Genomic DNA, 20,154 nt, shown 5'->3' on the forward strand with positions numbered 1-20,154 from the left:
TGACAGCTTAATTTGAAGCGCCCACTTCCTATATCATCACCATGCGCCCGCAAGACATCCTGCTGCCAAATGCTGCCGGCCTGTGCTGCAAGCCCGGCGGCTTCCATATCGACCCCGTCCGCCCCGTGGAGCGGGCCGTGATCACCCACGGCCATTCTGACCATGCCCGTGCGGGCCATGGCGCGGTGCTGGCGACGCAGGAAACGCTGGACATGATGCGGCTGCGTTACGGCGAGAACTTCGCCGGTTCGACCCAGGCCATCCGCTATGGCGAGGAGATCCGGCTCGGCGACGTCAAGATCAAGTTTCACCCGGCCGGCCACGTGCTGGGCTCCGCGCAGATCGCCGTCTCGTGCAAGGACACCTGCATCGTCGCCTCCGGCGACTACAAGGACGCGCCGGACCCGACCTGCACGCCGTTCGAGCTGGTGCCCTGCGACGTCTTCATCACCGAGGCGACGTTCGGCCTGCCGGTCTTCAGGCATGGCGATGCGAGCGACGAGGTCAAGAAGCTGCTGGCTTCGGTCGCGCTGTTTCCGGAGCGCGCGCATCTCGTCGGCGCCTACTCGCTCGGCAAGGCGCAGCGCGTGATCAAGCTGCTGCGTCTGGCCGGCTATGACGCGCCGATCTACCTGCATGGCGCGATGGAGACGATCACGCATTACTATCAGAGCCGCGGGATCGACCTCGGCGAGCTCAAACCAGTGAAGGGCATGAAGAAGGCGGCGCTCGCCGGCACCATCACGCTGGCGCCGCCCTCGGCCACCTCCGATCTCTGGACGCGGCGCTTTCCCGATCCGGTCACCGCCTTCGCCTCGGGCTGGATGCGCGTGCGCGCCCGGGCGCGGCAGCGCGGCGTCGAGCTGCCGCTGGTGATCTCCGATCACGCCGATTGGGATGGCCTCACCGCAACCATCGCGGCGACCGGCGCCGGCGAGATCTGGGTCACCCACGGCCAGGAAGATGCGCTGGTGCATTGGTGCCGGAGCAAAGGCCTGAAGGCACGGCCGCTCGACCTCGTCGGCTATGGCGACGAGGAGGAGAGCGAGACGCCGATTCAAGCCGAGGCCGAAGCATGAACCGCTTCGCCGAGCTGCTCGACCGCCTCGCCTATGAGCCCGGCCGCAACAACAAGCTGCGGCTGATCACCGGCTATTTTCGCGAGGTTGGCGACCCCGACCGCGGCTATGCGCTGGCTGCGCTGACCGGCGCGCTCAGCTTCAAGCACGCCAAGCCGGCGCTGATCCGCGACCTCATCGCGGCACGCACCGATGAGGTGCTGTTCGGGCTGAGCTACGACTATGTCGGCGATCTCTCGGAGACGGTTGCGCTGATGTGGCCGAAAGCCGCGCTCGCCGCCCACAACAACCCGCCGCCACCGAGCCTCACCGAGGTCGTCACCACGCTGCGCACGCTGGGCAAGACCGAGCTGCCCAAGCAGCTCGAGCGCTGGCTCGACGAGTTAGATGAGACCGGGCGCTGGGCGCTGCTGAAGCTCGTCACCGGGAGCTTGCGCATCGGCATCTCCGCGCGTCTTGCCAAGACTGCGGCGGCAGCGCTCGGCGACAAGGACCCGCACGAGATCGAGCTGATCTGGCCGGGGCTCGTCCCGCCCTATCTCGACCTGTTCGCCTGGCTGGAAGGCCGCGGCGACAAGCCCGTCAACCGCGATCCCGCGCCGTTCCGGCCGGTGATGCTGGCGCATGCCATCGAGGATGCGGATTTCGCCGCGCTCGATCCCGCCGACTACATCGCCGAATGGAAATGGGACGGCATCCGCGTGCAGGCGGTGGCCGGGCGCGACGAGCGCGGCCATATCACCGCGCGGCTCTATTCGCGCACCGGCGAGGACATCACGGGAAGCTTTCCGGATCTCGTGCCGTCGCTGCGCCTGCCGGGCGCGATCGACGGCGAGCTCCTGATCCTGCGCGAAGGCCGCGTCCAGAGCTTCAACGTGTTGCAGCAGCGCCTCAACCGCAAGGTCGTCTCGCCGAAGCTGATCAAGGAGTTTCCGATTCACCTGCGCGCCTACGATCTGCTCGGCGACGACGAGAACGATCTGCGCGAGCTGCCTTTTGCCGAGCGGCGCGAGCGGCTGGAGCGATTCATCGCAAAGCTCGACGATCCCCGCATCGATCTCTCGCCCACCGTGCCCTTCGATAGCTGGGAAGCACTGACCGCCGCGCGGGCCGATCCCGCGAGCGCCGGCGCCGGCGAGGATGCGGACGCCGTCGAAGGCGTCATGCTGAAGCGGCGCGATGCGCCCTACTTGCCGGGGCGGCCGAAGGGGCAATGGTGGAAGTGGAAGCGCGACCCGCACATCATCGACGCCGTCCTGATGTATGCGCAGCGCGGCCACGGCAAGCGCTCGTCCTATTATTCCGACTACACCTTCGGCGTCTGGACCGAGACCGAGAATGGCGAGGAGCTGGTGCCGGTCGGGAAAGCCTATTTCGGCTTCACCGACGAGGAGCTCTTGCAGATCGACCGCTTCGTCCGCCGCAACACCACGGAGAAATTCGGCCCCGTCCGCCACGTCGTGCACGAAGCGGACAAGGGGCTGGTGCTGGAGGTCGCTTTCGAAGGATTGCAGCGCTCGCCCCGGCACAAATCCGGCGTCGCCATGCGTTTCCCCCGCATCAGCCGCCTGCGCTGGGACAAGCCGCCGCGAGAGGCCGACCGGCTGGAGACGCTGGAGAAGATGCTGAAGGCCGAGGCGGCGGAGATCGAGGTGTGAACTGTTGCCACGAGGACGGTGCGCTCCCTCTTCCGCCCGAATTAAACTCCCGTAACCCGATTGACGGCCCCTTGCGGGTTCCCCATGTCCCCCGCCGTGCCTATAATGGGTTCGAATCCGCTTCAGGAGTTTGCGATGGTCCAAGACGTCAGAGATTTGCCGGCCGGCCGCAGCGACGGCCTGCACCGCTTTCTCGGCGGCTCGCCGCTGGCGGTCGCGTTCCGCCTGGTGCTGCTCTCGATCCTGGTCGGCGTCGTGCTGGCGACGATCGGCTTCGATCCCTGGAACATCATCCACAGCATTCGCCTGTTGTTCCAGCGGCTGTGGGACCTCGGCTTCGATGCGGTGAACTGGCTGTGGCGCTACTTCCTGCTCGGTGCGGTCATCGTGATTCCGATCTGGCTGCTGTCGCGCGTGTTCGGCGCGCCGCGCGGCAGGTAAGTCATATTTTTGAGCATGATCTTGTCGGAAAACCGCTTCACACTTTTCCGGATCATGCTCTGAGGGAGTGCGCAGCCGATGCAATTGCGGTTCGTCGGCTGCGGTGATGCCTTCGGCTCCGGCGGCAGGCTCAACACCTGCTTCCACGTCTCGGGGCGCAAAGCGAACTTCCTGATCGACTGCGGTGCGTCGGCGCTGCCGGCGCTGAAGCGGCTCGAGATCGATCGGGGCGACATCGACCTGATCCTGATCACGCATTTCCACGGCGACCATTTTGCCGGTCTGCCGTTCTTTCTGCTCGACGCGCAATTCTCGCGGCGAACGCGGCCGCTGACGATCGCGGGCCCGCAAGGCATCGAGAGGCGGCTGCGCGAGGTGATGGAGGCGCTGTTCGAGCATTCCTCGAACACCAAGCCGCGCTTCGAGCTGAACGTGGTCGAGCTCGCGCCCGGGCAAAGCCAGCGCTTCGGCGCGGTGAATGTGACGCCCTATCCGGTCGTGCACGGCGAATCAGGCGGACCGTTCCTCGCCTATCGCATCGCGGCCGAGGGCCGCACGCTCGCCTACACCGCCGATACCGAATGGACGGAGACGCTCATTCCGCTGGCGCATGGCGCGGACCTTTTCATCGCCGAAGCCTATATGTACGAGAAGGTGGTCAAGAATCACCTCAGCCTGAAGACCTTGGAACAGCATCTGCCCGACATCGGCGCCAAGCGGCTCGTCCTCACCCATATGAGCGACGACATGCTGTCGCGCCTGGGCGAGGTCGAGCACCTCGCCGCCGAAGACGGCATGGTGCTCGTGTTCTGAAAGATGCACGCACCCGTCCATCACCGCGTCGGTAGCCGGCAGGTCTTCGCCATTGCAGGTCCCGCGATGGTCGCGAACCTCACGACGCCGCTGATCGGCGTGGTCTCGACCACCGCGATCGGGCGGCTCGACGATGCCGCGCTGCTCGGCGGCGTCGCGATGGCCTCCGTCATCTTCGACTGCCTGTTCTGGTTGTTCGGCTTCCTGCGCATGAGCACGCTCGCCTTCACCGCGCAGGCGCTCGGCGCGGGCGAGACGCGCGAGCAGACCGTGATCCTGGTGCGCGGTTTCATCGTCGCCGGCCTGATCGGTGCGGCGCTGATCGTGCTGCAGCTGCCGCTGGCAGGCGCACTGTTCGACCTGATGGGCGGCAGCGAGGGCGTGACGCAGGCCGCAAAGACCTATTTCATGATCAGGATCTGGTCCTCGCCCTTCGCCTTCGCCAATTACGTCATCCTCGGCTGGCTGGTGGGGCAGGCCCGCGCCAATCCGGCCCTTGCGCTCCAGGTCGTCATCAACCTCATCAATATGGTGGCGACCATCCTGCTGGTGCTGGTCTACGACACCGGCATTGCCGGCGCGGCGATCGCCGCGCTTCTGTCCGAGACGATCGGCTTCATGCTCGGCGTGATCGTGTGCAGGCGCCATGCGCTCGGCGGTTTTGCCATACCTCGCGCAACGCTGTTCGATCGCGACAAGCTGATGCGGCTCCTGGCGGTGAATACCGACATCCTGATCCGCACCGCGGCGCTGATCGCCGTGTTCCTGTTCTTCACCGCCAAGGGCGCGCGGGCCGGCGACGTCACGCTGGCCGCGAACTCCGTGCTCAACAATTTCCTCCTGGTCAGCGCCTTCTTCCTCGACGGCCTTGCCAATGCGGCCCAGCAGCTCTGCGGCCGCGCCTTTGGCGGCCGCGACGCCAAGGGATTTGCGGATTCGACCAGGCTGGTGCTGCTCTGGGGGCTCGGCTTCGCAATTGTCGTCGCCGTGCTGTTCGCAGCCTTCGGCCCTGACATCATCAACGTCATGACGGCGAGCGAGGACGTCCGCCGCGCGGCGCGCGAGTTCCTGCCCTTCATCGTGCTGGCGCCGCTCCCCGGCGTGTTCGCCTTCGGTTTCGACGGCATCTATGTCGGCGCGACCTGGGCGCGGGAGATGCGCAATCTGATGCTGCTCTCGCTCGCGATCTTCTTCGCCGCCTGGCTGGCGCTGCAATCGTTCGGCAATGCCGGCCTGTGGAGTGCGCTGATCGCGTTCTACGTCGCGCGCGGCGGCTTGCAGGGCGCGAGGTATCCGGCGCTGTATCGCGCGACGTTCGTGAAGCCGTAGAAGAACCGTAGCCCGGATGGGGCGCAGCGTAATCCGGGGGCTTTGTCCATGCCGATAGCTTCCCGGATTGCGCTGCGCTCCATCCGGGCTACGAAGTCTGCGCAGGCGGGGAGAGGCGAAGGACGCCTCACATCCCCGGCCAGTCTTCCGCCGTCAGCGTCGCCGCGTCGGCGCCGACGATCTCCGACAGCGAATCCCGCCCTGTCCGCAGCAATGTCGACGTCAGGTCGCGCTTGATCTCGTCGACCAGGCCGAGGCCCTTGTAGACCAGCGACGAATAGAGTTGGATCAAGCTGGCGCCGGCGCGGATCTTGGTCAGCGCGGCGCCGCCCGAATCCACGCCGCCGACGCCGATCAGCGGGAATGCGCCCTCGACGCGCACATAGGTTTCCGCGACCATGCGCGTCGACAGACGGAACAGCGGCCGGCCGGACAGGCCGCCTTGTTCCTTCGCCCGCGTCTCTTCACGCAACGTGCTCGGCCGCGCGACCGTGGTGTTCGACACGATCATGCCGTCGACCCGGCGCGAGCGCGCGACCTGCACGACGTCGTCGAGCTGAGCGAGGCTCAAATCCGGCGCGATCTTGAGCAGCACCGGCGTGTCGCCGGCCTTCTGCCTGACACGCTCGCGGGCCTCGATCACGCGCGCGAGCAGATCGTCGAGCAGCGCGCCTTCCTGAAGGTTGCGCAGGCCCGGCGTGTTCGGCGAGGAGACGTTGACGGTGAAATAGCTCGCCACCGGCGCGAAGGTCTCGATCAGCTTGACGTAGTCGCCGACGCGGTCCGGCGAATCCTTGTTGGCGCCGACATTGACGCCGACGATGCCGCCGTGCTGCGCGCGCGCGGCAAGCCGGCGCAGAGCCGCCTCCGCGCCGTCATTGTTGAAGCCCATGCGGTTGATGATCGCCTCGTCGCGCTCGAGACGGAAGAGCCGCGGCCGCGGATTGCCGGCTTGCGGCTTCGGCGTCACCGAGCCGATCTCTACGAAACCGAAGCCGAGCCGCAGCAGCGCGTCCGGCACCTCGGCGCTCTTGTCGAAGCCCGCAGCCATGCCGATCGGATTGGGAAAGTTCAGCCCGAAGGCGCGCACCGCGAGCTTGGGATCATCGGCGCGCGGCTTGACCGGCGGCAGGAAGCGCAGGCCTTGGATCGCGAGGCGATGCGCGTCCTCGGGATCGAGCCAGCGCAGCACCGGCAGCGAAAAGGCGTCGAACGCGCGGATCACGGCAACAGCTCCGGAACATCGTGACTGCCGTCGGAGCGCATGTTGAGGTTCATCACCGCAAGGACCGCGCCGAGATCGAGCTCGCCATAGAGATGCGGGAAGAGCTCGTCATTGCGCGAGCGTTCCCAGCGCAACTCGCTGCCGAGCGCGTCGCCGTCGACCTCGACCAGGAACAGCGCGCGCTGCCCGAAATAGTGCTTGCGCAGGGTCTCGGGAACCTGGGCCGCGGTCGAGAAATGGATGAAGCCGTCGCGCGCGTCATCTGCGCTGCCCCGGTAGACACCCTGCCGTTCCGCCTCGCGCCAGGCCGAGGCCGGACAGATTTTGTAGATCTTGACCACCGCTACCGCAGCCTTGTTTGTTCTTTGAGTCTCTTGAGTTTTTTCGCTTTTCGCGGGTCCTCGAAACCCGGGCGCGACCGTAAAGGCCGCCCCTTCCGAACTCAAGGCTTAGAGCCTTTTCCGCGCCGATGAAATCGGCACGGGGCTCCGGATTTCCGTTTTGCGCGCTTTCCTGACGCGAACGGGTACCCGTTTCGTTTGAAAGCACCGCCCTCCGCGCCTCTTGCGTGAAAAACGGAAAACCTGTTGATTTGAGGACAGTTTTCCTGAGTTGCGACGGGCTGGACCTTCCATGGTCAGACAGGCCAAAGCGCAGAGGATGCTGACTCACGACCAGATCTGGGCCGCGCTGGACCGGCTGGCGGCGCGCGCCGGATTGTCGCCGTCCGGCCTTGCCAAGCGTGCCGGGCTCGACCCCACGACGTTCAACAGGTCCAAGCGCGTCACCGCCGACGGCCGCGAGCGCTGGCCCTCGACCGAATCGATCGCAAAGGCGCTGGCCGCGGCCGACGCCTCGATCGACAGCTTTGCGAAGCTGATTGATGACGACGGTGGAAGCGGCCGCGGCTCGGTGCCGCTGCTCGGCTTTGCACAGGCCGGAATGAGCGGCGCCTTCGATGAAGCCGGTCTTCCAACCGGCAGGGGCTGGACCGAGATCGCGCTTCCGATCGGAGAGGACGGTCAAGTCTTTGCGCTGGAGATTTCCGGCGCTGCGCTACTGCCTGCCTATCGCGACGGTGACATCATCCTGGTCTCGCCTGCGGCGCCGATCCGCAAGGGTGATCGCGTGGTGGTCAAGATCAAGACGGACGAGATCACGATTGCGACCCTGAAGCGCCGCACGGCAAAGACCCTGGACTTGGCGCCCCTCGATGCGTCACAGGAGGCGCGAACGGTCGCGGCGAGCGATGTCGCCTGGGTTGCGCGGATCCTCTGGGCGAGCCAGTGATGGCGCCGCTCACGCACTCCTCGCCAGGGCGCCGTCGATCATGTTGACCGCGTTCTGCACGCCGTAGACCGCGACGAAGGAGCCGAAGCGCGGGCCCTTCTCCTGGCCGAGCAGGACCTGGTAGAGCATGTTGAACCAGTCCAGCGTCACGCCGGGGCGGCCGTCCTTGCCCTTCTTGACCTGGTCGAGGAACGGCTCGCGGCGGCCGATCTCGTAGACGACGTTCTGGATGTCCTCGGCGGATGCGTCCTGCGCCAGCTGCGACAGCGCATCGCGCAAATCCTGCAGCGCGGCGCGCTCGCTGTCCGTGGGTACGCGGAACTGCTTCGTCGGCGCGACGAAGTCGCGATAATAGTTGATGGCATAGCCGACCATCGCATCCAGCTTCGGATGCGTCTGCGGACTCACGCCGGGCCGATAGCGGCCGATGAAGCCCCACAGCGTCTCGGCGTTCTCCGCGTTCGACGACGACACCAGCGTCAGGAGCAGCTGGAAGGTGACGGGCATGTCGCCCGTCGGCGGCTTGCCGTTGTGGATGTGCCAGACCGGATTGCCGAGCTGCTGCTTGCCGTCCTGCTTCGGAAAGCCGTCGAGGAATTGCTGGTAGTCGTCGACGTTACGCGGGATGACGTCGAAATACAGCCGCTTGGCCGCCTTCGGCTCGCGGTACATGAACAACGAGAGCGATTCCGGTGAGGCGTAGCGCAGCCATTCGTCGATGGTCAGGCCGTTGCCCTTCGACTTCGAGATCTTCTGGCCCTTCTCGTCGAGGAAGAGCTCGTAGTTGAAGCCTTCGGGCGGCGTGGCGCCGAGCGCTCTGGCGATCGCGCCGGACAGCTTCACGGAATCGATCAGGTCCTTGCCCGCCATCTCGTAGTCGACGCCGAGCGCGACCCAGCGCATCGCCCAGTCGGCCTTCCACTGGCACTTGACGTTGCCGCCGGTGACGGGCGTTTCAACTTCCTGGTTGGTATCGGGATCGACGTAGGTCACCGTGCCCGCCGCGACGTCGCGGCGGATCATCGGCACCTGCAGCACGACGCCCGTGGTCTTGCTGATGGGCAGGAACGGCGAATAGGTCGCGCGGCGATCCGGGCCCAGCGTCGGCAGGATGATCGCCATGATCTTGTCGTAGGCGGCGAGCATCTTCAGCAGCGTCGCATCGAAGCGGCCCGACGTATAATAGTCCGTCGAGCTCGCGAACTCGTAGTCGAAGCCGAAATGATCCAGAAACGCGCGCAAGCGCGCGTTATTGTGCGCGCCGAACGACGGGTACTCGTTGGAGAACGGATCCGGCACCCGCGTCAGCGGCTTGCCGATATGAGCGGCCAGCATCTCCTTGTTCGGAACGTTGTCGGGCACCTTGCGGAAGCCGTCCATATCGTCGGAGAACGCCAAAAGGCGCGTCTTGACCTTGTCCTGGGTGAGCACGCGGAAGGCGTGGCGCACCATCGAGGTGCGCGCCACCTCGCCGAACGTGCCGATATGCGGCAGGCCGGACGGACCATAGCCGGTCTCGAACAGCACCTCGTCCTTCGGGCTTTTCTTCAGCCGCGCGACAATGGCCTTCGCCTGCTCGAACGGCCAGGCGTTGGATTGTTCGGCGAGCGCACGCAACTCGCTCGGGTTTGCGGCTAGATCAATAACGGACATCAGGGGCCTCCGGGCCGCGGAAAATAGCGATTTCCCGGCAGAATGCAAAAGCTGCGAGGTAATACCCCCAGCCGTCTCCCGGTTGCGCAGGGCTATCGCATTTGGGAGCTTTTTCCTGCGGCCATCCTTCGAGACGCCCGCTTTGGGCGGGCTCCTCAGGATGAGGGCGGAGTGCGCGGCAGCGGTTTCAACGAGCACTGATGCTGATTAGCCTCATCCTGAGGAGGCGCGTCAGCGCCGTCTCGAAGGACGAGGCGTGCGCGCAGCCCGCCGCCACAAGTCATATGCGCTAGCCATGCGCTTGCGGGGGAGGGTTGGGAGTGTCTCCGCGTCGGATCGAATGCGATGCGGCTCAATGCGCCGCTGAGGCCGAGCGTTTCGTCGCCACTTGCTTGGGGGCCGGCTTCGCGCTGGCCTGCGGTGCGCTGTCCCAGCCGCCGTTCGGGGTCGCAACGTTGACGGCATCGTCGGGCTGCGGCTCGGCGCTGAAGGTCTGGATCGCGAGCTTGGCGGCCGCCAGCGATTGCGGGTCGAGGCGCTTGGCGACATCGTCGCGCTTGCCGGCGGCATCCGCATCGCCCTGGGCGGCAGCTAAGCTGAACCATTTGTAGGATTCGGCGAGGTTCTGCTCGACGCCGATGCCGCGGGCATAGAGGATGCCGAGGTTGAACTGGCTGTCGGCGACGCCGCGATCGGCCGCTTTCCGGAACCACTGCGCCGCGCTCTTGTAATTGGCGCCGCGACCGCCGCCGTCGGCATCGAGCACGGCGAGATTGTGCATCGCCTTGGCGTTGCCGCGCTCGGCGGCCTGGGTGTAGTAGCGGCGCGCGATGTCGGCGTCCTTCTTCACCCCTAGGCCCTTTTCGTAGAGCGTGCCGAGGCGGAAGATTGCGGGCACGCCCCCGGCCTGCGCCGCGCGGTCGTACCACTTCGCCGCTTCGTCGTAATTGGTGGCGACGCCCTTGCCTTCGGCAAAGCGCACGCCGATCTCGTAGGCCGCGGTGGCATCGCCCTTCATCGCCGCGGTGCGCAAGGCCGGGCCGCCGATGCCGTCAGGCAGCTTCTCGCTCGGCGGCACCTGGACAGTGCCGAGCCTGGCGCGGCTCGTGCCCGACAGCGCGCCGGTGACGTCGCTTGAGGCCGGCGGCATCGCCGCGGCGGGCGCTTGCGGGATTTCAACCGAGGCCGAGCTGCCGGAACCGGGAGCGGACGCCGGCGCGGCATTGTTCTGCGATTGTCGTCCGATCGGTGTCGGCGACGTCATCGACGGGGTGATCTGCTCGGGCGCGGCTGGCTTGGTCTCGACCGGCGGCGCCGCTGGCTGCGGCGCCGGCTCGCTCGGGATGTTTTGCATCGCCTGCGGCGTCGGTGACGAGCTGCCGCCTTCGAGCAGGTTCATCGCCATCTTGAAGGTGCCGAGCACGATCACGACCACGCTCGCGCCGACCAGCAGCGAGCGGATTTTTGAGGTGATGGTCGAGCCGCCCTCTTGGCCCTTCTCCTTGGCGCGGGCGATCGCGGCCTTGGCGCCGCGGGCCGGCTTCTCGGGCGGCTGTGCGGCGGCAGCTTGCGCCGCGCGGCGGGCGGCCGCGATGAAGCTCGACGACGACACCGGCTCCTTCGGTGCGGCGGCAATTCCGCTGATCGCGCTTTCGGAGGCGGCGATGCGTTCCGACGGCGTGGCGACGCGCCCGCCCGGCCGTGTGCCCGGCTCGAGCGGGTGATCCGGCGGCAGTTCCGGCGCGAGTGCAGCGCGCGCCGTGTGCGGCTCCAGGATCTCGCTGACCGCGCGCGGCGGGACCGGCGGCGCCGCCGGCACGGGCGGCGGCGCGGCGGGGGTGGCGGCGTGGAACTCGCGCGGTGCGGCGACGAAGGCAGCCGGCGGCGCCTGCGCGGCAGCTGGATTGGGCAGCTCGGGCTTCGGATCGTATTTCGGCGGCTGTGCTGGCGGTTGCGGCCGCGGCTCGCGCGCCATCGGCGCCGGCTCCATCGCCGCCGCCATCGGCATCGACATCGTCTGTGGGGCGGGGGGAGGCGGCGCGGTGCGCACCGCGCGCAGATCGCCCTCGATCATCGAGAGGCGATCGACGACGTGACCGAGCGCGCTGTGGACGGCCTCGAGCGAGTCCTGGGTGTGCCGGTTGGTCTCGGCCTGACTGAAGCGGATGTCGGAGAGCTCGCGCTTGACGAGGTCGACCATGCCGGAATCGGGCGGCGGCGCGGAGCTGCGGCTCTCGGCGAGGGCCGCATAGGTCGCCTGCTGCCGTTCCAGGTGCCTGAGGATGTCGTGCAGCCCGTCCTCGACGCGGCTCAAATTGCCGTTGCGCGGATCGGCGGCGGCCTCGATCCGCTCCAGGAGATAGGAAACACGCTGCTCGAGATGGGCGAAGGTCGAGGCGGAATCGTTGCCGACCTGCATGCGGTCGAAACGGTCCGACAGCGCGCGGATCGCAGCTTCGAGATGCTCGGTGCTCTCGGACGGCTGCGGCCGCTCGCGGGTTTCCAGCGCCGCCGTGAGCGCCGCGATGCGCTGCTCCAGCGCCGCGAAGCTGTCGCCATGGCCGGAGGCGCGGGTGATCTGGTCGACCTTGGACGACAGCAGCTGTACGTCTTCGGATAGCCGTGCCAGCGCCTCGTTGGAGGCGACGTTGGAGACGATGGCGCGCAGCGCCGCGATCGCGCCTTCGAGCTGCTGCACGGTTGAGGGATCGTCATTGGCGCGCAGGATCAGGTCGAGCTTGGCGCCGAGATTGCGGATCGCCTCGTCGTAGCCGGTGAGCTGCTCGGCCGGCGTCAGTGTGCGCAGCACCTGCTTGATGTCGGACAGTGCGCGCTCGATGCCGGCAAGAACCTGCCCGTCGGTGCCGTTGGAGCGGGTCTCGTCGATCCGGCGATGCAGCGAGCGGATCTCGTTCTCGATCGATTCGATCGCGCGCCGCGGCATCGCCTCGGTGATGGCGGCGCGGATTTCGGCCAGCTCGCTGCGGAAGGCGTTGATGGCCTGCTCGGTATTGTCAGGCCGCTGCAGCGATTCGATCTGGCTCGTGATCTTGAGCAGATGGCGCTCGAGCGCGGAGAAATCCGGCCCCGGCTGCGGTGGCGGCGGCGCATAGTTAGGGGCGGGCGGCGCCATCGGCGGCGCGCAAGGAGCCGTTGGCGCAAGCGGCGGCGCGGCACGCGGCGGCATCTGCCGCGGCGCAAAGCCGTCGAGCTCGCTCTGGCGCGCGGTGATCTCGGCGACCGCGACGTCGAACGAAGCCGGGCTCAGGGGTGGTGAGCCGCGATAGACCTGCGCGGCGGCGCGCTCGACGGCATCGGCCTGGCGCTGGCGCGTCTCGGCCGGGGTGGGGCGAGGGGCCTGCGGCTGCGGCGCTTGCCGCTGTGGACGGGAGATCTGCGACAGGCGCGCGTCGAGCCGCGAGATCGCATCGTTGAGCTGGCGCGCGACGCCCTGCTCACGCGAGACGTCTGGTCGTGAGGAGTCTTGTCTTGAGACGTCTTGTCTTGAGGAGTCTTGGCGCGGCGCGGGTTTCGAGATCCGCTCGATCTGCTGGGTGATCGCGTCGAGCCGCTGGTGGATGTCGGCGACTTCGCGGCTCTCCTGACTCGGTCCTTGGCTCGGCACGTGCTGCGGACGCTGATCGTAGGATCCGCGGAAGTTGGGCGGGGCAGTATCGCCGAGCGTGGAGTTCAGCCAATCGTTGAGCGACATGCCGGCACGGCGCGCAGCAGCCTCGGCCCGCTCCCGGACGGATGGATCGATGCCGTCGACACTCCACGATACGCGCGAATTCATGACTCTGTCCGGTTCCGACTTCGGCACCCCACCCCGGCGCCTCCAGCTTCCCCACGCGTGCCGGTTGCAAAGACAATCGAATTTGGCGCGGGTCGTCTGCCTCGAAAACCGACTTTTTCCTGTTACGGTAAATAACGAGTTAAGGAATGCGGAGCCGCTGTCTTAAAGTTGGGCGGCGGGAACTGGGGGGCGGTGTTGTGTCGCTCATCCGGTCCCGAAACAAACCGGTGTCATGCCCCGCGAAGGCGGGGCATCCAGTACGCAGCGGCTCCTCGGCTCTAGCCGCGCCGTCTCTGGAATACTGGATCGCCCGCCTTCGCGGGCGATGACAGCGAGGAGGCGGAAAGGGCTCGCGTAACGTCGGCGCCCTCAGCCCTTCTCGCGCTTGCCATCCTCCAGCGGTACCACCGTCGCCTTGCCGCTCATCGCCGACAGCGCTTCCAGCGCCTCCTCGCAGAAGTCGGCCACCATCTGCTCGTGGCGGGCGCCGAGCTGGAGCAGCAGCAGATTGCCGAGATCGAGCCGTCCCTCCGCCGTGCCGTCGGGAAAGCGCTTCTTCAGGATGCGCTCGTAATTGGCGTGGCGGTCGCGGTGGTGCTCCAGGCGGGCCATCAGGTCGGTGCGCATGGGCTCGATGTCGATGCTGTCGAGCGCATGCAGCCGCACCAGGAGGTCGTCCTTGATCGAGGGCGGCGTGCTTGGCCGCGCGGCCCAGTGCCGCAGTGCTGTTCGGCCCTCGGGAGTCAGCGTATAGATCAGTTTATTGGGCTTGCCCGACTGCACCACCTCGCGGCCCTGGATGTAGCCGCGGTCGCGCAGCTTGGAGAGCTCGCGGTAGATCTGCTGATGGTCGGCCTTCCAGAAGAAGCCGATCGAGGAATCGAACGTCTTGGCGAGTTCGTAGCCCGTCATCGGGCGTTCCGTCAGGCATGCGAGGATTGCGTCGCCCAGTGCCATGACTGGCCCCCTTCTTTAGGTTTGACCAAGCTGCTTGACTTTATGCGCATCGGCGCATATGCGTCAATGTGCATATGAGGCAGCGTGCAGGCGGGCCAGAGGCCCGACTGAATAATCAAGTGAAATCAATCTCCTCGCTACTGTGCATGGGGTTGTTTTCGCACTTTTGCCCTGGCCTTGAGGGAGGCACCCGACAATGACCGGCCTCGATTCCTGGTACGCCTACATGAAGTCTCACGACCGCGCCGCGCTCTGGGACCTCCTGCATCCCGACGCCGTGTTCGAAAGCCCGGTCGTGCATACGCCGCAGCGCGGCCGCGACATCACCTTCAAATACCTCTCCAGCGCCGAGAAAGTGCTCGGCGGCCCCGGCTTCACCTATGTCGGCGAGTGGCGCAGCGACAATGGCGCGGTGCTCGAATTCAAGAATGTCATCGACGGCATCGAGATCAATGGCGTCGACATCATCAGCTTCGATAGCGAGGGGCGCATCACCCACTTCAAGGTGATGGTGCGTCCGCTCAAGGCGATCAACATGCTGCACCGCCTGATGGCGGAGCAGCTTGCCGCCGCCCAATCATAAGCCCAACATCCTCCTCAAGCCCCATGCCGGGAGACCACCATGCCGATCTATAAAGCCCCCGTCGAAGACGTGAACTTCCTGCTCAACGACGTCTTCCAGATCGATCGCTACGACAATCTCGCCGGCTTCTCCGATGCGTCCAGCGACGTGCGCGAGGCCATCCTCGGCGAAGCCGCCAAGCTCGCCGAAGAGGTGCTGCAGCCGCTCAACCGCGTCGGCGATCTCGAAGGCTGCAAGCGCGCGGATGATGGCAGCGTCGCCACGCCGAAGGGGTTCAAGGAGGCGTTCAAGCAGGTCGCCGAGGGCGGCTGGCTCGGCCTGTCGGCGCCGACCGAATATGGCGGCCAGGGCCTGCCGGTGACGCTGAGCCAGGCGGTCAATGAATTCCAGATCTCCGCCAACATGGCGTTCTCGATGTATGGCGGCCTCACCATGGGCGCGACCGCGGCGCTCTTGGTGCACGGCACGCCCGAGCAGAAGAAGACCTACGTGCCGAAGATGGTGGCCGGCGAATGGACCGGCACCATGAACCTCACCGAGCCGCATTGCGGCACCGATCTCGGCATGCTCCGCACCAAGGCAGTGCGGCAGGCGGATGGCAGCTTCAAGATCACGGGCACCAAGATCTTCATCTCGGCCGGTGAGCATGATCTCGCCGACAACATCATCCACCTCGTGCTCGCCCGCATCGAGGGCGCGCCAGCCGGCATCAAGGGCGTGTCGCTGTTCGTGGTGCCGAAGTTCCTCGTCAACGCCGACGGTTCGGTGGGCGCGCGCAACGGCGTCGTCTGCGGCTCGATCGAGCACAAGATGGGCATCCACGGCAATTCGACCTGCGTGATGAACTACGACAACGCCGCCGGCTGGCTGATCGGCGAAGAGAACAAGGGCATGCAGGGCATGTTCGTGATGATGAACGAGGCCCGGCTCGGCGTCGCCGTGCAGGGCCTCGCGCAGTCCGAGGTCGCCTATCAGAACGCGGTCGCCTATGCCCGCGAGCGCATCCAGGGCCGCGCGCTGTCAGGCGTCAAGGCGCCGGACAAGCCGGCCGACCCGATCATCGTGCATCCCGACGTGCGCCGCACGCTGCTCTCGATCCGCGCGTTCAACGAGGCCGCGCGCGCTTTCGTGATGTGGACCGCGCTGAAGAGCGACGTCGCCCACCGCTCCGAAGACCCCAAGGACCGCCAGGCCGCCGACGACCACATGGGCCTGATGACCCCGGTGCTGAAGGGCTTCCTCACTGACTATGGCTTCGCCAACGCGGTGCAGGCGCAGCAGATGTATGGCGGCCACGGCTACATCGCCGAGCAGGGCATGGAGCAGTTCGTGCGCGATGCGCGCATCGCCATGATCTATGAAGGCGCCAACGGCATCCAGGCGCTCGACCTCGTCGGCCGCAAGCTGCCGCGCGACGGCGGCCGCGCCATCATGGCCTTCTTCGGCGAGGTCATGGCGTTCGCCAAGGAGAACGGCGGCGACGAGGCGCTGAAGCCCTTCATCACGCCGCTCTCGACCTCGCTCGGCCATCTGCAGCAGGCGACGACCTGGCTGATGCAGAACGCGATGGCTAAGCCCGACAATGCCGGTGCCGCCGCAACCGATTACCTGCATCTCTTCGGCTTCGTCGCGCTCGGCTACATGTGGGCGCGGATGGCCAAGGTGACGAATGCCAAGATTGCCGAGAGCGGGGCGACGCCCTATCTCTCCACAAAACTCGTCACCGGCCGCTTCTTCATGGAGCGGATGCTGCCGGAGACCGCCGCCAATCTCGCGCGCATCCAGGCCGGCTGCGCCACCATCATGGAACTGCCGGCGGAAGCTTTCTGAGCCTGCTTCCGCTGCCTGCTCCCAATCGTACCGAACATCACATCAGGAGGGCGTCATGCCTGAGGCATTCATCTACGACCACGTTCGCACCCCGCGCGGCCGCGGCAAGGCGGACGGCGCGCTGCACGAAGTCACCGCGCTCGCGCTTGCGACCGTGCCGCTGAAGGCGCTGAAGGACCGCAACAACCTGCCCGAGGATTCGGTCGATGACGTCGTGCTCGGCGTGGTCGATCCGGTTGGCGAAGCCGGCTCCGACATCGCGCGCTTCGCGGCGCTGAAGGCCGGTCTCGGCGAAGCCGTGCCCGGCGTGCAGATCAGCCGCTTCTGCGCTTCCGGCCTCGATGCCGTGAACTTCGCAGCGGCGCAGATCATGAGCGGCCAGCATGAGCTCGTGATCGGCGGCGGCGCCGAGTCGATGAGCCGCGTCGGCATCGGCGCCTCCGGCGGGGCCTGGCCGATGGATCCTTCGATGGCGGTGCCGGCCTACTTCATGCCGCAGGGCGTGTCGGCCGACCTGATCGCCACCAAGTACGGCTTCTCGCGCGACGACGTCGACGCCTACGCCGTGCAGAGCCAGCAGCGCGCCGGCAAGGCCTGGGACGAAGGCCGCTTCAACAAATCCGTGGTGCCGGTGAAGGACATCAACGGCCTCACCATTCTCGCCAAGGACGAGCACATGCGCCCCTCGACCACGATGCAGTCGCTGGCGCAGCTGCAGCCGTCGTTCACGATGATGGCGCAGATGGGCGGCTTCGACGGCGTCGCGATCCAGTCGCACCCGGAGATCGAGCGCGTCAACTACGTGCACCATGCCGGCAATTCCTCGGGCATCGTCGACGGCGCCGGCGCCGTGCTGCTCGGCAGCAAGGAAGCTGGCAGCAAGTACGGCCTGAAGCCGCGCGCCAAGATCCGCGCATTCGCCAACATCGGCTCGGAGCCGGCGATGATGCTGACCGGTCCGGTCGACGTCACCGAGAAGCTGTTCGCGCGCTCCGGCATGAAGAAGTCGGACATCGACCTGTTCGAACTCAACGAGGCTTTCGCCTCGGTCGTGCTGCGCTACATCCAGGCCTTCGACATCGACAATGCCAAGATCAACGTAAATGGCGGCGCGATCGCGCTCGGTCACCCGCTGGGGGCCACCGGCGCAATGATCCTCGGCACCGTGCTCGACGAGCTCGAGCGCACCAACAAGTCCACCGCCCTGGTCACGCTGTGCATTGGCGGCGGCATGGGCACCGCGACCATCATCGAGCGCGTCTAAGGGTTGAGGAGCAACCAACATGTCGTACAAGAACTTCAAGGTTGAGACCGATTCCGACGGTATTGCGCTCGTCACCTGGGACATCCCAGGCCGCTCCATGAACGTGCTCGACGAGACCTCGACCAACGAGCTCGAGGCGATCGTCAAGGCGACCACGGCGGATGCCGCGGTGAAGGGCGTCGTCATCACCTCGGCCAAGGAAGCGTTCTGCGCCGGCGCCGACCTGTCCATGCTCGAAGGCATGAACCAGGCCTATGCGAAGGTTTTCAAGGAGCAGGGCGAGACCGCGGCGAACCAGATGCTGTTCGACCAGAGCCGCCGCTTCTCGCAGGTGCTGCGCGGAATCGAAACCTCCGGCAAGCCGTGGGCGGCGGCGATCAACGGGCTCGCGCTCGGCGGCGGCTTCGAGATCACGCTGTGCTGCCATTATCGCGTCGCGGCGGAGAATCCCAAGACGCGCCTCGGCCTGCCCGAGGTCAAGGTCGGCCTATTCCCCGGCGCCGGCGGCACGCAGCGCGTGCCGCGCCTGGTGCCGCCGCAGGACGCCATGACCATCCTGCTCAAGGGCGACCCCGTCACCGTCGACAAGGCCAAGGCGCTGAATTTGATTCACGCCATCGTGCCCGCAGCCGACCTCATCAAAGCCGCCAAGGACTGGATCAAGGGCGGCGGCAAGGCCGTCGCGCCGTGGGACGAGAAGGGCTTCAAGCTGCCCGGCGGCCCGGTGTTCTCCAAGGCCGGCATGATGATGTTCCCGGCCGGCAACGCGATCTATCGCCGCGAGACCTACGACAATTACCCGGCCGCACGGGCGATCATGAGCTGCGTCTATGAGGGCCTGCAGCTGCCGATCGACGCCGCGCTGCGGGTGGAGTCGCGCTACTTCACCTCGGTGCTGCGCTCCAAGGAAGCGGCTGCGATGATCCGCAGCCTGTTCCTGTCGATGCAGGAGCTCAACAAGGGCGCGCGCCGTCCCAAGGATGTGCCCGCGACCAAGGTGAAGAAGATCGCCGTGATCGGCGCCGGCTTCATGGGCGCGAGCGTCGGCTATGTCTCGGCCCGCGCCGGCCTCGACGTCGTCCTGATCGATCGCGACCAGGAGAGCGCGGACAAGGGCAAGGCGCATGCCCAGAAGGTGATCGAGGAGCAGATCAAGAAGGGCCGCGCCAAGCCTGCGGACGCCGAAGCGCTGCTCGCGCGCATCACGCCGACCGCAGACTACGCCGCGCTGAAGGACGTCGACCTCGTCATCGAGGCCGTGTTCGAGGACCGCAAGGTCAAGGCGGAGACCTTTGACAAGGCGCAGCAATATCTGAAGCCTGATGTGATCTTCGCCTCGAACACTTCGACGCTGCCGATCACCTCGCTGGCCGAGAGTTTTAAAGATCAGGGCAAGTTCATCGGCATTCACTTCTTCTCGCCGGTCGAGAAGATGATGCTGGTCGAGATCATCCTCGGCAAGAACACCGGCGACGTCGCGCTCGCGACCGCGCTCGACTACGTCCGCCAGATCGGCAAGACGCCGATCGTGGTCAACGACTCCAGAGGCTTCTTCGCCAATCGCTGCGTCGGCCGCTACGTCGCCGAAGGCAACGAGATGTTCCTGGAGGGCGTGCCGCCCGCCATGATTGAGAACTGCGCCAAGATGGCCGGCATGCCGGTCGGCCCGCTCTCGCTCTCGGACGAGGTCGCGCTCGATCTCGGTCTCAAGATCATGAAGGCGACCGAAGCCGATCTCGGCCCCAACGCGATCAATCCCGAGCAGAAGAAGCTGATGGTGGAGATGGTCGAGAAGCAGGGCCGGCTCGGCCGCAAGAACAGCAAGGGCTTCTACGACTACCCCGAGAAAGGCAAGGGCCAGAAGAGCCTGTGGCCGGGCCTCTCCGCGTTGCAGCCGAAGCAGCTCGACCCCGACACGCTCGATATCGAGGAGCTGAAGCAGCGCTTCCTGGTGGTGCAGGCGGTGGAAGCCGCGCGCACGGTCGAGGACCACGTCATCACCGATCCGCGCGAAGCGGACGTCGGCTCGATCCTCGGCTTCGGCTTCGCGCCGTTCACCGGCGGCACCCTGTCCTACATCGACTTCATGGGCACGAAGAAGTTCGTCGAGCTCTGCCACAAGCTGGAGGCCAAGTACGGCTCGCGCTTCACCCCGCCGAAGCTCTTGGAAGAGATGGCCGCGAAGGGCGAGACCTTCTACGGCCGCTTCGCGCCGAAGAAGGCGGCGGCCTGACGG

General features: G+C 66.4%; 15 protein-coding genes. 10 read left to right on the forward strand and 5 right to left on the reverse strand.

Going from position 1 to position 20,154, the window contains the following annotated elements:
* The first annotated feature begins 41 nt into the window (after window positions 1–41).
* From I6F20_RS26310 to I6F20_RS26330, 5 genes are all read left to right on the forward strand, one after another.
* Complete coding sequence (locus I6F20_RS26310) at window positions 42–1,079, forward strand: ligase-associated DNA damage response exonuclease (RefSeq protein ID WP_225128505.1); 1,038 nt, start codon at window positions 42–44, stop codon at window positions 1,077–1,079.
* Window positions 1,076–2,737 (forward strand): ATP-dependent DNA ligase, encoded by a 1,662-nt coding sequence (locus I6F20_RS26315; protein WP_035996466.1) that lies wholly within the window; start codon window positions 1,076–1,078, stop codon window positions 2,735–2,737. Before I6F20_RS26310 ends, I6F20_RS26315 begins: the two co-directional genes overlap by 4 nt.
* Before the next feature lie 135 nt (window positions 2,738–2,872).
* Window positions 2,873–3,178 carry a DUF6460 domain-containing protein gene (locus I6F20_RS26320; protein WP_035996474.1) on the forward strand — a complete coding sequence of 102 codons (306 nt, stop codon included), beginning with the start codon at window positions 2,873–2,875 and terminating at the stop codon, window positions 3,176–3,178.
* Window positions 3,179–3,256: 78 nt separating this feature from the next.
* Complete coding sequence (locus I6F20_RS26325) at window positions 3,257–3,991, forward strand: MBL fold metallo-hydrolase (protein ID WP_035996469.1); 735 nt, start codon at window positions 3,257–3,259, stop codon at window positions 3,989–3,991.
* A gap of 3 nt (window positions 3,992–3,994) precedes the next feature.
* Window positions 3,995–5,320 carry an MATE family efflux transporter gene (locus tag I6F20_RS26330; RefSeq protein ID WP_074447647.1) on the forward strand — a complete coding sequence of 442 codons (1,326 nt, stop codon included), beginning with the start codon at window positions 3,995–3,997 and terminating at the stop codon, window positions 5,318–5,320.
* 127 nt (window positions 5,321–5,447) lie between these two features.
* Here the strand turns inward: I6F20_RS26330 and I6F20_RS26335 are convergent, their stop codons facing one another.
* Both I6F20_RS26335 and I6F20_RS26340 read right to left on the reverse strand, forming a co-directional pair.
* Complete coding sequence (locus I6F20_RS26335; protein ID WP_035996478.1) at window positions 5,448–6,545, reverse strand: quinone-dependent dihydroorotate dehydrogenase; 1,098 nt, start codon at window positions 6,543–6,545, stop codon at window positions 5,448–5,450.
* On the reverse strand, window positions 6,542–6,886 hold the full coding sequence (locus I6F20_RS26340) for a DUF952 domain-containing protein (protein WP_035996479.1): 345 nt from the start codon (window positions 6,884–6,886) through the stop codon (window positions 6,542–6,544). Before I6F20_RS26340 ends, I6F20_RS26335 begins: the two co-directional genes overlap by 4 nt.
* A 292-nt stretch (window positions 6,887–7,178) precedes the next feature.
* Between I6F20_RS26340 and I6F20_RS26345 the strand changes: the two genes are divergently transcribed.
* Window positions 7,179–7,835 (forward strand): S24 family peptidase, encoded by a 657-nt coding sequence (locus tag I6F20_RS26345; RefSeq protein WP_081492859.1) that lies wholly within the window; start codon window positions 7,179–7,181, stop codon window positions 7,833–7,835.
* Window positions 7,836–7,844: 9 nt separating this feature from the next.
* Here the strand turns inward: I6F20_RS26345 and I6F20_RS26350 are convergent, their stop codons facing one another.
* The 3 genes from I6F20_RS26350 to I6F20_RS26360 all read right to left on the reverse strand — a co-directional run bounded on the left by I6F20_RS26350 (window position 7,845) and on the right by I6F20_RS26360 (window position 14,241).
* Entirely contained in the window at window positions 7,845–9,488 is a 1,644-nt protein-coding gene (locus I6F20_RS26350) for a lysine--tRNA ligase (protein WP_035996480.1), read from the reverse strand.
* 352 nt (window positions 9,489–9,840) lie between these two features.
* A complete protein-coding gene (locus I6F20_RS26355) occupies window positions 9,841–13,284 on the reverse strand; it encodes a tetratricopeptide repeat protein (RefSeq protein WP_225128507.1) in 3,444 nt (1,147 codons plus the stop codon).
* 369 nt (window positions 13,285–13,653) lie between these two features.
* Window positions 13,654–14,241, reverse strand: coding sequence for a PadR family transcriptional regulator (locus tag I6F20_RS26360; RefSeq protein ID WP_035996500.1), 588 nt, complete (start codon window positions 14,239–14,241; stop codon window positions 13,654–13,656).
* 196 nt (window positions 14,242–14,437) lie between these two features.
* On the opposite strand from I6F20_RS26360, the gene I6F20_RS26365 reads away from it, so the two are divergent.
* Genes I6F20_RS26365 through I6F20_RS26380 form a run of 4 tightly spaced genes read left to right on the forward strand, consistent with a single transcriptional unit; the run spans window position 14,438 to window position 20,151 of the window.
* The gene (locus I6F20_RS26365; protein ID WP_035996505.1) at window positions 14,438–14,824 is read left to right on the forward strand and encodes a nuclear transport factor 2 family protein; all 387 of its coding nucleotides are present in this window, start codon (window positions 14,438–14,440) and stop codon (window positions 14,822–14,824) included.
* A gap of 39 nt (window positions 14,825–14,863) precedes the next feature.
* Window positions 14,864–16,654 carry an acyl-CoA dehydrogenase C-terminal domain-containing protein gene (locus I6F20_RS26370; protein WP_035996507.1) on the forward strand — a complete coding sequence of 597 codons (1,791 nt, stop codon included), beginning with the start codon at window positions 14,864–14,866 and terminating at the stop codon, window positions 16,652–16,654.
* 55 nt (window positions 16,655–16,709) lie between these two features.
* A complete protein-coding gene (locus tag I6F20_RS26375) occupies window positions 16,710–17,918 on the forward strand; it encodes an acetyl-CoA C-acetyltransferase (protein ID WP_036042686.1) in 1,209 nt (402 codons plus the stop codon).
* A 19-nt stretch (window positions 17,919–17,937) separates the two neighbouring features.
* Window positions 17,938–20,151 carry an FAD-dependent oxidoreductase gene (locus tag I6F20_RS26380; RefSeq protein WP_225128509.1) on the forward strand — a complete coding sequence of 738 codons (2,214 nt, stop codon included), beginning with the start codon at window positions 17,938–17,940 and terminating at the stop codon, window positions 20,149–20,151.
* Window positions 20,152–20,154 lie beyond the last annotated feature (3 nt).

Source organism: Bradyrhizobium sp. IC3123 (assembly GCF_020193625.1).
In the GTDB taxonomy this organism is placed as follows: Bacteria; Pseudomonadota; Alphaproteobacteria; order Rhizobiales; family Xanthobacteraceae; genus Bradyrhizobium; species Bradyrhizobium yuanmingense.

What these genes read in the sequence shown, in the direction of transcription:
- I6F20_RS26345 (WP_081492859.1), top strand. Translation starts at nt 7,179, where the DNA reads ATGGTCAGACAGGCCAAAGCGCAGAGGATGCTGACTCACGACCAGATC.
- I6F20_RS26330 (WP_074447647.1), top strand. Translation starts at nt 3,995, where the DNA reads ATGCACGCACCCGTCCATCACCGCGTCGGTAGCCGGCAGGTCTTCGCC.
- I6F20_RS26360 (WP_035996500.1), bottom strand. Translation starts at nt 14,241, where the DNA reads ATGGCACTGGGCGACGCAATCCTCGCATGCCTGACGGAACGCCCGATG.
- I6F20_RS26365 (WP_035996505.1), top strand. Translation starts at nt 14,438, where the DNA reads ATGACCGGCCTCGATTCCTGGTACGCCTACATGAAGTCTCACGACCGC.
- I6F20_RS26380 (WP_225128509.1), top strand. Translation starts at nt 17,938, where the DNA reads ATGTCGTACAAGAACTTCAAGGTTGAGACCGATTCCGACGGTATTGCG.
- I6F20_RS26370 (WP_035996507.1), top strand. Translation starts at nt 14,864, where the DNA reads ATGCCGATCTATAAAGCCCCCGTCGAAGACGTGAACTTCCTGCTCAAC.
- I6F20_RS26375 (WP_036042686.1), top strand. Translation starts at nt 16,710, where the DNA reads ATGCCTGAGGCATTCATCTACGACCACGTTCGCACCCCGCGCGGCCGC.
- I6F20_RS26320 (WP_035996474.1), top strand. Translation starts at nt 2,873, where the DNA reads ATGGTCCAAGACGTCAGAGATTTGCCGGCCGGCCGCAGCGACGGCCTG.
- I6F20_RS26355 (WP_225128507.1), bottom strand. Translation starts at nt 13,284, where the DNA reads ATGAATTCGCGCGTATCGTGGAGTGTCGACGGCATCGATCCATCCGTC.
- I6F20_RS26310 (WP_225128505.1), top strand. Translation starts at nt 42, where the DNA reads ATGCGCCCGCAAGACATCCTGCTGCCAAATGCTGCCGGCCTGTGCTGC.
- I6F20_RS26325 (WP_035996469.1), top strand. Translation starts at nt 3,257, where the DNA reads ATGCAATTGCGGTTCGTCGGCTGCGGTGATGCCTTCGGCTCCGGCGGC.
- I6F20_RS26350 (WP_035996480.1), bottom strand. Translation starts at nt 9,488, where the DNA reads ATGTCCGTTATTGATCTAGCCGCAAACCCGAGCGAGTTGCGTGCGCTC.
- I6F20_RS26315 (WP_035996466.1), top strand. Translation starts at nt 1,076, where the DNA reads ATGAACCGCTTCGCCGAGCTGCTCGACCGCCTCGCCTATGAGCCCGGC.